The organism is Pseudomonas sp. GL-R-26 (genome assembly GCF_019947365.1).
Taxonomy (GTDB): Bacteria; Pseudomonadota; Gammaproteobacteria; order Pseudomonadales; family Pseudomonadaceae; genus Aquipseudomonas.
Genome location: NZ_JAGYGI010000013.1, coordinates 39282 through 51236, shown reverse-complemented (window position 1 = coordinate 51236; position 11955 = coordinate 39282). Strand labels below are relative to the sequence as shown.

General features: G+C 58.8%; 12 protein-coding genes and 1 pseudogene. 9 read left to right on the top strand and 4 right to left on the bottom strand.

Annotation, left to right across the window (positions count from 1 at the left end; translation table 11 throughout):
- The first annotated feature begins 77 nt into the window (after nucleotides 1–77).
- A complete protein-coding gene (locus KGA96_RS15240; protein WP_046038010.1) occupies nucleotides 78–746 on the top strand; it encodes a TetR/AcrR family transcriptional regulator in 669 nt (222 codons plus the stop codon).
- Between the two features lie 67 nt (nucleotides 747–813).
- On the opposite strand, the gene gabD is transcribed toward KGA96_RS15240, so the two are convergent.
- The 3 genes from gabD to glaH form a co-directional block, all read right to left on the bottom strand.
- On the bottom strand, nucleotides 814–2262 hold the full coding sequence (gene gabD, locus KGA96_RS15235) for an NADP-dependent succinate-semialdehyde dehydrogenase (RefSeq protein WP_223513434.1): 1449 nt from the start codon (nucleotides 2260–2262) through the stop codon (nucleotides 814–816).
- Between the two features lie 27 nt (nucleotides 2263–2289).
- Nucleotides 2290–3561 carry an L-2-hydroxyglutarate oxidase gene (gene lhgO, locus KGA96_RS15230; protein ID WP_223513562.1) on the bottom strand — a complete coding sequence of 424 codons (1272 nt, stop codon included), beginning with the start codon at nucleotides 3559–3561 and terminating at the stop codon, nucleotides 2290–2292.
- A gap of 89 nt (nucleotides 3562–3650) precedes the next feature.
- Nucleotides 3651–4628: a glutarate dioxygenase GlaH gene (glaH, locus tag KGA96_RS15225; RefSeq protein ID WP_046038008.1), complete on the bottom strand. Its 978-nt coding sequence runs from the start codon at nucleotides 4626–4628 to the stop codon at nucleotides 3651–3653.
- A gap of 192 nt (nucleotides 4629–4820) precedes the next feature.
- Between glaH and csiR the strand changes: the two genes are divergently transcribed.
- Both csiR and KGA96_RS15215 read left to right on the top strand, forming a co-directional pair.
- The gene (gene csiR, locus KGA96_RS15220) at nucleotides 4821–5519 is read left to right on the top strand and encodes a DNA-binding transcriptional regulator CsiR (RefSeq protein WP_046038007.1); all 699 of its coding nucleotides are present in this window, start codon (nucleotides 4821–4823) and stop codon (nucleotides 5517–5519) included.
- Between the two features lie 40 nt (nucleotides 5520–5559).
- Nucleotides 5560–5712, top strand: coding sequence for a hypothetical protein (locus KGA96_RS15215; RefSeq protein WP_311132821.1), 153 nt, complete (start codon nucleotides 5560–5562; stop codon nucleotides 5710–5712).
- A gap of 172 nt (nucleotides 5713–5884) precedes the next feature.
- On the opposite strand, the pseudogene KGA96_RS15210 reads toward KGA96_RS15215, so the two are convergent.
- Nucleotides 5885–6638 (bottom strand): annotated as a pseudogene (locus KGA96_RS15210) (tyrosine-type recombinase/integrase); the annotation flags it as partial.
- 412 nt (nucleotides 6639–7050) lie between these two features.
- Here KGA96_RS15210 and KGA96_RS15205 point away from each other — a divergent pair.
- The 6 genes from KGA96_RS15205 (at nucleotide 7051) to KGA96_RS15180 (ending at nucleotide 11927) form a co-directional block, all read left to right on the top strand.
- Nucleotides 7051–7974, top strand: a complete 924-nt coding sequence (locus KGA96_RS15205; RefSeq protein WP_223464798.1) for an amidohydrolase family protein — start codon at nucleotides 7051–7053, stop codon at nucleotides 7972–7974.
- A gap of 53 nt (nucleotides 7975–8027) precedes the next feature.
- Nucleotides 8028–8780 carry an Asp/Glu racemase gene (locus tag KGA96_RS15200; protein ID WP_046038003.1) on the top strand — a complete coding sequence of 251 codons (753 nt, stop codon included), beginning with the start codon at nucleotides 8028–8030 and terminating at the stop codon, nucleotides 8778–8780.
- A 9-nt stretch (nucleotides 8781–8789) separates the two neighbouring features.
- The gene (locus KGA96_RS15195; RefSeq protein ID WP_046038002.1) at nucleotides 8790–9629 is read left to right on the top strand and encodes an alpha/beta fold hydrolase; all 840 of its coding nucleotides are present in this window, start codon (nucleotides 8790–8792) and stop codon (nucleotides 9627–9629) included.
- A gap of 2 nt (nucleotides 9630–9631) precedes the next feature.
- The gene (locus KGA96_RS15190; RefSeq protein WP_223464797.1) at nucleotides 9632–10678 is read left to right on the top strand and encodes a 2,5-dihydroxypyridine 5,6-dioxygenase; all 1047 of its coding nucleotides are present in this window, start codon (nucleotides 9632–9634) and stop codon (nucleotides 10676–10678) included.
- Nucleotides 10675–11292: an N-carbamoylsarcosine amidohydrolase gene (locus KGA96_RS15185; RefSeq protein ID WP_046038000.1), complete on the top strand. Its 618-nt coding sequence runs from the start codon at nucleotides 10675–10677 to the stop codon at nucleotides 11290–11292. Before KGA96_RS15190 ends, KGA96_RS15185 begins: the two co-directional genes overlap by 4 nt.
- Nucleotides 11293–11423: 131 nt before the next feature.
- Nucleotides 11424–11927 (top strand): MarR family winged helix-turn-helix transcriptional regulator, encoded by a 504-nt coding sequence (locus tag KGA96_RS15180; protein ID WP_046037999.1) that lies wholly within the window; start codon nucleotides 11424–11426, stop codon nucleotides 11925–11927.
- Nucleotides 11928–11955 lie beyond the last annotated feature (28 nt).

The window sequence follows — 11955 nt, the reverse complement described above, 5'->3', positions numbered from 1 at the left end:
TCGGCTCGGTCATACTCCAGTTTGCTGCTTGTCGGTTTTGCCACGGTGGCAATGAGCAGCATTCTGGAGAGGACACCATGATCAAACCAACCCCTGACAAGCCGGGCGTGCAGGTCGAAATACCTGCCCAGCCGCGCAAGGAACCGCGGCAGGCACGCTCGATCGCGCTGGTCACGGCCGTGAAACAGGCCGGTCGGCAGATTCTCGAAAGCGAGGGGCGGGAAGCCTTGAACGCCATGCGCCTGGCCGAAGACTCCGGGGTGGCGATCAGTTCGATCTACGAGTACTTCCCGACGATGGAGTCGTTGATCGCTGCAGTGTTTGATGATTACCGGACTGAAGCCCGCATCGGACTGTACGCCGACATTATGGCGCTGCCGTCTGGCACCACGTTGTTAGACGGGATTTTGCTGGCCCTGCGGGCCGTACTGGCCGCCCATCACAAGAAAACCCTCTACGATCCTGCGTTCAGCGTGCGCTCCACTCATTATGACGAGCTGGTGCGACTGGATGTGGTCAAGGCCAAGCAGCTTTGGACCGCCACTGCGAGTTCGGCCTTGATGAAACGCTTCGCCAGCGAAATCCGGGTCAAGGACCGGGAAAAGGCCGAGTTTCTGGTTTACCAGACCTGGTCGGTGCTACCTCGGGCCATGCTGTTGGAAAGACCGGGCTACCTCACTGACGAGGACACGCCCAAGTTGATGGCGCGCATGCTGCACGCAATGTTGACGGACCCGAGCCCTTGAACCGCGAACAAAGCGACGCCCCGCAAGCGGGGCGTCAGGTGTTACGCAGCGCAGGCGGCGTGGCGGCTCAGATACCGATGCACAGGTATTTGATTTCCAGGTAGTCCTCGATGCCGTACTTGGAGCCTTCGCGGCCCAGGCCCGAGGCCTTGATGCCGCCGAACGGCGCCACTTCGTTGGAGATGATCCCGGTGTTGACGCCGACAATGCCGTATTCCAGCGCTTCGCCCACACGGAACACACGGCTCAAGTCGCGAGCATAGAAGTACGAGGCCAGGCCGAATTCGGTGTCATTGGCCATGGCGATCACCTCGGCTTCATCCTTGAAGCGGAACAGCGGTGCCAGCGGGCCGAAGGTTTCTTCCTTGGCGACGACGGCATTGCGCGGCACATCGACCAGCACAGTCGGCTCGAAGAAGGTCCCGCCCAGGGCGTGCGGCTTGCCGCCGGCGACCACACGAGCCCCTTTGCTCACGGCATCGTCAATGTGCTCCTGGACCTTGGCCATGGCCTTGGCGTCGATCAGGGGACCTGTGGTGATGCCGTTTTCCAGGCCGTTGCCGATGTTCAACCTGGCCACGGCGGCGGTGAGTTTTTCGACGAAGGCATCGTAGACACCGTCCTGGATGTACAGGCGGTTGGCGCAGACGCAGGTCTGGCCGTTGTTGCGATACTTGGAGATCAGTGCGCCCTCGACGGCGGCGTCCAGGTCGGCGTCATCGAACACGATGAAGGGTGCATTGCCGCCCAGTTCCAGCGAGACTTTCTTGATGTCCTTGGCGCACTCGACCATCAGCTGGCGGCCGATTTCGGTGGAGCCGGTGAAGGTCAGCTTGCGCACGATCGGGTTACCGGTCAGCTCGGCGCCGACTTCGCCGGCACTGCCGGTGACCACGCTGAACACACCCTTCGGAATACCGGCGCGCTCGGCCAGTTCCGCCAGGGCCAGGGCCGAGTAGGGCGTTTGCGAGGCCGGCTTGAGGACCATGGTGCAACCGGCGGCCAGGGCCGGGCCGGCCTTGCGGGTAATCATCGCCGAAGGGAAGTTCCACGGGGTGATGGCGGCAGTGACACCGATCGGTTGCTTGAGCACCATCAGGCGCTTGTCGACCTGGTGACCGGGGATCATGTCGCCATAGACGCGCTTGGCTTCTTCGCCGAACCACTCCAGGAAGGAGGCTGCATAAGCGATTTCGCCACGGGACTCGGTCAGCGGCTTGCCTTGTTCGAGGGTCATCAAGCGGGCCAGGTCCTCCTGGTTGGCCATCATCAGGTCGAACCACTTGCGCAGTTTGTTGGCGCGTTCCTTGGCGGTCAGGGCGCGCCAGGCCGGTAATGCCTTGTCGGCGGCCTCGATGGCGCGCCGGGTCTCGGTAGCGCCCATCTTCGGCACGCTGCCGATGATTTCACCGGTGGCCGGGTTGTTGACCTTGAGGGTCTGGCCGTTGTCGGCATCTACCCATACACCGTCGATATAGGCTTGCTGGCGGAACAGTTTCGGATCGTTGAGTTGCACGCGTGATTCCTCGCTGCTTGGTTATCGTTAATGGGGGGCTGCGATGGAGGCCGCCATAGGGGCGGGTCGGACAGAGCTGTCGGGTTGGACGAAACTGGCGCCAGAGTGGGTAAGCTGTTCGCGGACCTTGTCGACGATGTACGCGCCGATCGGGATGGCGGAGGTCGCGGCAGGTGACGGAGCGTTGCAGACGCTGACGCTGCGAGCGGTGTTGACGAACAGGAAGTCGTCGATCAACTTGCCGTCCAGCGAGACAGCCTGGGCGCGGACACCGGCCGGGTAGGCGGTGAGATCGCTCTTGGTGAGGCTCGGGCAGTACTTCTGCACTTGCTTGAGGTAGCCGCCCTTGAACAACGAGTTTTTCATCTCGATCAGTCCGGGGCGCAGGTTCTTCTTCAGCACCTTGAGAATGCCCGGGGTGGTCAGGGTTTCGAACATATCGGACAGCGAGACATCGGTCTTGCGATAACCTTCGCGCTTCATCGCAAGCACCGCGTTGGGGCCGACGGTGACGGTGCCGTCGATCATGCGGGTCAGGTGTACGCCGAGGAACGGCATGGACGGATCCGGGATCGGGTAGATCAGGTGGTTGACGATCTGGTTGTGCTGCTTGGGCAGCAGGTAGTACTCGCCCCGGAACGGGCAGATGATGAAGTTCGGCTTTATCCCGAGCATGCGCACAACGCGGTCGGCCATCAGGCCCGAGCAGGTGATCAGGAAGCGCCCGTGGTGCTCCTGGTCGCTGCAGCGCACCACCACTTCATCGGGACGCTCATCGATGGCGACCACTTCGCTGTTGTAGCGGATCTCGCCACCGGCGGCTTCGAATTCGCCGCCCATGGCCGCAGTGACTTGGGCGTAGTTCACGATGCCGCTTGAAGGCACGAAGATCCCGCCCAGGCCGACGATGTTCGGCTCGCGCTCACGCAGCTCGGCGGCCGTCAGCCAGTCACGCTTGATGCCATTGGCTGCGGTGCGTTCCCACAGCGCGCGCATGCGCTCCATTTCCAGCTCGTTGGTGGCCACCAGCAGCTTGCCGCACTCGTCATAAGGGATGCTGTGCTTGTTGCAGAAGGCCTTGGTGGCCTTATTGCCTTCCAGGCAGAAACGCGCCTTCAGGCTGCCCGGGGTGTAGTAGACACCGGCGTGGATCACGCCACTGTTGTGGCCGGTCTGGTGCCTGGCCGGGCCGGACTCTTTCTCCAGCAGGAGGATTTTGGCGTCCGGGTAAACCTGGGCCAGTTGCATGGCCGTGGACATGCCCACGATGCCGGCACCGATGATGATGAAGTCGTACACAGCCATTAGCCTGCACCCACCTGAATTACGTTCTTGTTGGAAACACCACCACGCGTGGCGGCCCTCACCGGTTCAACCCTTGGCAAACCTTATTGGCCGCGCTGGTACAGGGTTTTCTGATAACTGATGTAGCCACGCTGGCGCATCAGTTCACGACGCAGGCCCTGGTGGGCGATAAAGCGGTCACGGCCGTGCAGCCAGAACATGTTGTTGACCAGCACGAAGCTGCCGACCGGCACCGGTACCGACAGTTTCTGCGGGCTGCCTTCCAGCGATTCGCTCAGGGCGTTCAGCCAGATTCCTTCCTCGAAGTCTTTAGGCTGCACGAACTGGTCGATGTAGCGCATGGTCGGGCGACCTTCGGCGTCGTTGTCGAACACTGCGTGGAACACGTCTTCGCGCACGTTCTTGCTCGGTGGTGCGGTGAAGCGCATTTCACGGCGAGCCAGTGGGTGAGTGTAGTAGTGGTGCAGATCTTCCCAGTCATCCAGGTGCAGCAACAGGGAGTTGCCGCCTTCCATGTTCTGCTCGTCGATCTTCATCATCATCACGTAGTCGGTGCGCTCCTGGACGAAGGTGCCGTCGTTGTGCAGTTCCATGACCCGGTGTGGCTGACGCAGGTAGCTGTCGGAGTTGTCGCTGTTGAGTACCACAAAGCGAGCGTAGAACTGGCCGCTCATGGCATCGAAGTTGGAGCGACCGATCAGGTGGGCGACTGCAGAGGAGAACTTGACCATGTCATCGGCCTGGGACACGTCGTTCAATCCTTCAGGCGTGATCAACATGCCACCGGTGGCGCGGTCCAGGATGGTGTTGACCAGTACCGGGCGCAGGGTGCCTTCGCACAGCTCGTCAAGGATCTGGGCGACCCGGAAACGCAGGAACGACTTGTACTCCAGTGCCTGGACCGGCCACTCGGCCACTGCCTTGACGAACGCGTCGACGGTTTCCTTGGCGAATTTCAGCTCAAGCAGGCGCGGCGACTGGCTGGAAGGGGTAAGGGTGAAGCCCTTGCTCTGCGATGGCAGCGGCATCACAAGGTCCTGAATTTGAGTAAAGGCGTTCATGGCAACTCCCGGGCGAAGGTAGTGATTGGCGCCTTCCAGCAGTGGTCTGGATCTGGCAGAAGAAAAATATCGCCATAAAACTAAAATGTCTACATTTTTATAATTGAGCGACAAAACATGAAATTGTCGAATGTTTTTCGTCTGATAGATGTTTGGGTATGATTGGGGTTTGGCAAGTTCTGGAGCAGCACCTTGGATAGCGTCACCCCCAGGCTCAACTCTGCATTCAGCGGGTATGAACGGCTCAAGCTGGACATCATCCGTGGCACATTCAAGCCCGGTGAAAAACTCCTCATGAGCGGGCTCAAGGAGCGCTATGACCTGGGTGTCGGCCCGCTGCGCGAAGCACTTTCGCAGTTGGTGGCAGAACACCTGGTGGTGGTCATCAGTCAGAAAGGCTACCGCGTAGCCCCCATGTCGCTGTCAGAGATGCAGGACATCTATGATGCTCGCGCCAATCTTGAAGCCATGATCGTGGGCCTGGCCATCGAGCGAGGTGATGACGCCTGGGAAGCCCAGATCCTGGCGCAGTCTCATACCTTGTCAAAGGTCATGGACGTGACAACCCGCGAGAAGGTGCTCGACGTTTGGGATGAGCGGCACAAGGCCTTCCACAGTGCCATCGCGGCGGGTTGCGGTTCCAGGCAATTACTTCAGGCGCGTACTTACCTGTTCGACCAGGCCGAGCGCTATCGTCACTTGTGGTTGACGCAAACGGTGTTCTCCGAAGAGGCCCTGGCGTTGAAACGCAAGGAACATGCCGCGCTGGTCGAAGCCATTCTGGCCCGCGACACCGTTCGAGCGACAACCATGATGCGCACCCATCTGATGACGCCAGTACCCATCATTGTCGAGGTAATGCAGCGCGACGAGTGGGCGAAGCTTTCCTGATAATGGGCAAACCAATACCACGAAAAAAAGCTTCCAGCTTCTGCACTACCTGCAGCATGGCGACATTAAGGCTAAGGGAGACGTCAGTTGCTTTGACGGCGACGACGTCGTGTTCACCGATGGATCGCGTGAGGAAATCGATCTGGTGCTATACGCCACGGGTTACAACATGAGTACCCCGTTCGTTCCCTAGTCATATTTTGATTGGCAAGGCGGTCGGCCAAGGTTGAATCTGACTGCCTTCAACCCGAAGCACCAAACGCTTTTTGGCGTTGGTTATCTGGAAACCAACTCCAGCGCTTACACCCTCTTTGACCGCGTATCACAGATGGTCGCGAACTACTTGTTCGATCAGATACACCGCCCCGGTCGATGACGTCCAGGCTGACCCCCAAAGCCTGCATCATGGTCGCACCGGTACGGCGCAGGTCATGCCGTCCAGTCGCCGTTTTGGCCGTCGGCAAGGACCAGGGTATCGTCGTGACGCCGCCTGGAGAGGGCCTTGCGGTTTTTGAATCGGGCCTGATGATCGCCGATCTGTTTGCTGACTACCTTTACGTCCACATGCCGATCATCCTGCTTGTTCGGAAAGCACCACTGCGAATGTCCCGTCAGGATTTTGAGTTCCTGAAAGAAATGCAGGGCGAAGGGGGAGAGTAAGACATGGTGGTCCTGTTTCTTGCCCCGGGAGCCTTTGACGTTTTCACTTGGGAGGAACCAGGTTTGCCGGTCAAGATCGACATTTTTCCATTCGGCCTGCAGCAACTCGCCAATCCGGCACAGGGTGCCCAGACTGATCCAGAGCGCGAGTTGAGTCTCCTTCTTTAATGGACGAATACCCTCGTACTTTTGACCAGCGGGGAGGGCGTTGTAATCGGTGGTCATTTGCTGGAAGCGGTTGTGCAATTCCAACAGCTCAGCCGGGGAAAGGATGCGGCTTCTTTTCGCTTCGTAGTCGGCAGGGATCAGGGGGGCGATATCGACCAGTTCCGTTGGATCGCCCTCGACCAATAAAGCCCGCCAAGGCTGGCGTTTTCTGGCCCAGTTGAACATCTGGGTGAGGTCGGCGAGGAAACTAATGGCTTGCCGGTGAGCGCCTCGGTTGACCACGGTGCGGATCTAGATGTTGATGCATTTCCCGCCCCCGTTGCTGCGCACCATTTATTCACACCGTATTCCTGCCGCGACGCGTCATCTGGTTCAAGTCTAAAGACAGCCCCGAGAGCCAGGTCTTCCAGCACCCTAAGATCCCAAATACTTTGACAATCACCCTGTCATCTGTAACGATAATTTCGTCAGTGTACTGATTGAATTTGACGCATTGGCATTTCGTGAAAAGCACGTGATGTAGCTGGGCACGCTCCGCCTCCAGAGTCGATTGATGGATAAGTCCGGTCGGGTTAAATGATCAGTATACTGATCTTATGGCTGCCGAGAGGCGAAGCGAAGCAACAGTGAGTTCTGAACCTTCTGACAGGGCCTTACGATGACAAGCACTAAACCCCGAAAGATAACTTTCGAAGAGCATTTCATGACCCCAGGCTTCGAGGGGTACTCCAAAAGCTTCATCCAACATATGAAACCTGAAATGCTCGCCAGGTTGAGCGCGCAGCTGAGCGATTTCGATGAGCTTCGACTGAGTGAAATGGATCGTTACGGCATCGATTTCAGCATCTTGTCGCAGACCGGTCCCGGGGTTCAAGGCGAGCAGGATTTCAAGCAGGCGTTGGCACAAGCCCAGCGCAGCAACGATTACCTGGCTCAACAGGTACAACGTCATCCTACGCGTTTTGGCGGTTTCGCCAGTTTGCCCATGCACGACCCGAAACTGGCAGCAGCCGAGCTCACCCGTGCCGTCAAGGACCTGGGGTTCAAGGGTGCATTGGTAAATGGTCATACTCAAGGCATGTATTACGACGATCGTTCTTATGACGAGTTCTGGGCGTGCATGCAGGCGCTTGGCGTACCTTTTTACCTGCATCCTGCAGACGCCTTTGTTTTCCCCCAAGTGTTCGACGGCCATCCGGAAATGCGTGGAGCGGCGTGGGGCTGGGGTGTTGAAACGGCCAGTCATGCCTTACGCCTGCTGTTCGGTGGGGTGTTCGATCGTTTTCCTGGCCTCAAGGTCATTCTGGGCCATATGGGCGAAGGCCTGCCATTTATCCCGTGGCGCCTCGACAATCGCTTCGCGGTTTACCCCCATGGCGTACATCTGGAGCGAGCGCCCTCTGAATACATCGGCAGCAATATCCTGATTACGACATCAGGGGTTTGCTCCCCGTCTGCCTTGAAATGTGCACTGGCGGAGTTGGGCACAGAAGCGGTGATGTTCTCCGTCGATTACCCCTATGAGTCTACGGCCGTTGCCGTCGAGTTCATCGATTCGGTTGATATTGAGGAAGAGGTGCGTGCCCAGATCTGTCATGGCAACGCCGAACACTTATTCAAGCTCTGAATCTGCCAACGCCACACTGACCACGTCAATCAGCCAATACCGAGACCTTAATCATGACCAAGCTCCTGCGCATCGGGCAAATCGTGCCCAGCTCCAACACCACCATGGAAACCGAAATCCCTGCGATGCTGGCCGCCCGCCAGTTGATCCGGCCTGAGCGCTTCACTTTTCACTCCAGTCGTATGCGCATGAAGCATGTGCGCAAGGAAGAGCTGGCGGCCATGGATGCTCAATCCGACCGCTGCGCCCTTGAGTTGTCCGATGCCCGTGTCGATGTCCTCGGCTACGCCTGCCTGGTGGCAATCATGTCCATGGGCAAGGGTTACCATCGCGAGTCTCAACAACGCTTGAGCAAAGTGACCCAGGATAACGATGCGCCGGCACCGGTGATTACCAGTGCCGGTGCCCTGGTGGACGCAATCAAAGTGCTCGGTGCCAAGCGCATCGCGTTGGTGGCGCCCTACATGCGGCCACTCACGGAACTGGTGGTCGACTATATCGAGCATGAAGGCATCGAAGTCAAAGTCTGGCACGCGCTGGAAATCCAGGACAACCTGGCGGTCGCTCGCCATGATCCGGCCAACCTTCCGGGCATCGTTGCCGATCTGGATCTGACGGGTGTGGATGCCATCGTGCTGTCGGCCTGTGTGCAAATGCCTTCGCTGAGCGCGGTGGCTACGGTCGAGGCACAAACCGGAAAGCCGGTGCTGACCGCAGCCATCGCCACGACCTACGCCATGCTCAAGGCGCTCAACCTCGAACCGATCGTTCCAGGCGCCGGTGCTCTATTGTCCGGTGCCTACTGAGGAAGTGTCATGAGCCAATTTCTATATGGCGCCAACATCCGCGCCAATGATATCCGTCAACATTACTTGCGCTTTGGCGGCGCCAGCGGTGAGCGGTCCACGCGTGACCCGGTCATCATCATTCCCGGTATTACCAGCCCGGCGGTGACCTGGGCTTTTGTCGCCGAGCGCTTCGGCCAGGCATTCGACACCTATGTGCTGGATGTGCGGGGGCGGGGCCTTTCCGAGTCCGGTGCGGATCTGGACTATAGCGTGGAGGCGCAGGCTGCTGATGTCAGCGCTTTCGCCGAAGCCATGGGTTTTTCCCGCTTCAGTTTGATCGGGCACTCCATGGGCGCGCGCATTGCCGCGCGGATGGCGCGCAAAGGTGGCGCTAGCCTGGCGCGCATGGTGTTGGTCGACCCACCTGTCTCGGGCCCTGGTCGACGCGCCTACCCGTCGCAGTTGCCGTGGTATGTCGACTCGATTCGCTTGTCTCAAGCCGGGATGAGCGCAGATGACATGCGCAGCTTCTGCCCGACCTGGACCGATGAGCAATTGTCACTGCGCGCCGAGTGGCTGCACACCTGTGACGAGCGCGCGATCAAAGCCAGCTTCGAGGCTTTTCATACCGAAGATTTCCATGCCGATCTACGCCACGTCAACTGCCCGGCACTGCTGATGGTTGCCGAGAGAGGTGGGGTGATACTGGATGAGGATATCGCTGAAATCCAGGGGTTGATGAGCAACCTGGCGGTCGTCCGGGTGGCCGATGCCGGTCATATGATCCCTTGGGACAACGAAGAGTATTTCTATCGGGCGTTCGACAATTTTCTGGGGGCTTCGCTGCCCTCAGTCAGTGGAGAATAAACATGGCTGTCAGCGATTATGATTTGATCGAAGCCTGGAAGCACGTGCTTACCCTCAGCGATCTGCAGCGCGGTCAGAGTGTAACCATCCTGACGGGGGCCGATACTCATCCGCAAACGTTGCGCACGGCTCAAGTGGCGTGTCAGGCCCTGGGGGCGATCGTCAATCGGCTGGATCTGCCACCGGTAAACGGGGAGAAGGCGCTTAGCCGGGATTCCCTGGCGTACCTGGGGGTCACTCCGTTGACTGGAAATGCGCCAGCACTGGCGGCATTGAAAGCCAGCGATCTGGTGGTGGATCTGATGACGTTGCTGTTCTCACCCGAGCAACACGAAATTCTTGCCAGCGGTACTCGGATACTTTTGGCGGTGGAGCCGCCGGAAATCCTCGTGCGCCTGTTGCCTAGCGTTGCAGATCGACAACGGGTACTGGCGGCGGCGGCGCTGATAGAGCGCGCCAGTCAGATGCACGTTACCTCGGCGGCCGGTACTGCACTGACCTGTCCATTGGGTGAGTTTCCGGCGATCAGTGAATATGGCTTTGTCGATGCCCCCGGCCGCTGGGATCACTGGCCCAGCGGTTTCGTGCTGACCTGGCCCAACGAACTAGGCGCCAATGGGCGGATTGTGATCGATCGCGGCGATATCCTGCTGCCCCATAAGTCCTATGTGCAGGATCCGATTGAGCTGCAGGTTAAAAATGGCTACGTGACCAGCATTGAGGGTGGCGTGGAGGCTGCGTTGTTGCGCGACTACATGGAAGTGTTCAACGACCCTGAGGCTTATGCGCTGTCTCATATCGGCTGGGGCCTTCAACCCCGTGCACGCTGGTCGACCCTGGGCCTGCTCGATCGGGAGGCCCATATCGGGATGGATGCCCGTGCTTATGAAGGCAACTTCCTGTTCTCCATGGGCCCGAACAACGAAGCAGGCGGCAAGCGCACCACGGCTTGTCACATCGATATACCGCTGCGTAATTGCACAGTGCACCTGGATGATCGGGTGGTCGTCGACAAAGGCCGGGTAATGGACCGAGAGGACATGCAATGAGCGAAAAACTACACACCTACGAACGCCAGGGGTTTGGCACGCAGATGGAACTGCCAGGACCCTATGGGCTGTTGATCATTGATCTGGTTGAAGGCTTTGCCGACCCCGCGATCTTCGGTGGTGGCAATATTCCCGAGGCGATTGAGCGTACCCGGCCGCTATTGGCTTACGCGCGCGATAAAGGCTGGCCGGTAGCCCACAGCCGCATTGTCTTCGCCGATGATGGGGCCGACCGCAATGTATTTACGCTGAAAGTACCTTCAATGCTGACGTTGCTCGAACACGCGCATCGAAGTGCCATTGTGCCGTCGTTGACGCCGATCGAGGGCGAATTGGTGGTGCGCAAGACCCTGCCTTCAGCCTTTTTCGGTACGGATCTGGCCGCCTGGCTCAACTTTAATGGCGTGCGTACGCTGCTGGTGGCCGGGGCTGTCACCAGCGGTTGTGTACGCGCCAGTGTGGTCGACGCCATGAGCCATGGCTTTCGCCCGCTCGTGGTGTCTGATTGCGTCGGGGATCGGGCGCTGGAGCCCCATGAGGCCAACCTCTTCGACATGGCGCAAAAGTACGCGGCAGTGATGACGCTGGAGGAAGCGCTGGCGACAGTAGGCTGATCGAACTAGGGGGCTGTCATCTATCATTGCCACGTGCAAAACGACTTGATGACAGACCCTGCTAGCAACGTGACCGTGCCAAGAACCCCATGGTACGGTTATGCTTGCGTCATTTATGACAAGGAAATTTCATGACAGCCCCTGGTAGTACGACACCCGACTCTGAGCTGGACGATCCGGCCAAAGAGCTTCTTTGGGGGCGTCCGGGTTTTCTCGTTCGCCGCCTGCATCAGATCCATGTCGCATTGTTCTTCGAAGAATGCAAAGGGACGAACATTACCCCCGTTCAATATGCCATTCTCACGACCCTTTCGGTCATGCCCGGGTTGGATCAGACAGCGCTGGCCCAGGAGGTCGGTCTTGATCGGACCAATACCGCTGATGTGGTAAAGCGTCTCGAAACCAACGAATTGCTTTATCGCCAGCCGGATCCCCACGATCGGCGTACGCGCAACGTTTTTCTGACTGCGCAGGGTCGAGAGGTTGTGGCCGTCATGCATGAAAGCATGGCAAGGGCTCAGGAGCGAATGCTCCAGCCATTGCGTCCGGCGCAGAAGAAGCAGTTCATGGGTTTGCTGGCCATCCTGGTGGAATCCAACAACCAGTACAGTCGAACGGTATTGCGCGGGCTTTGATGGGTGGCTCGGGAACATGTAGGAGCGA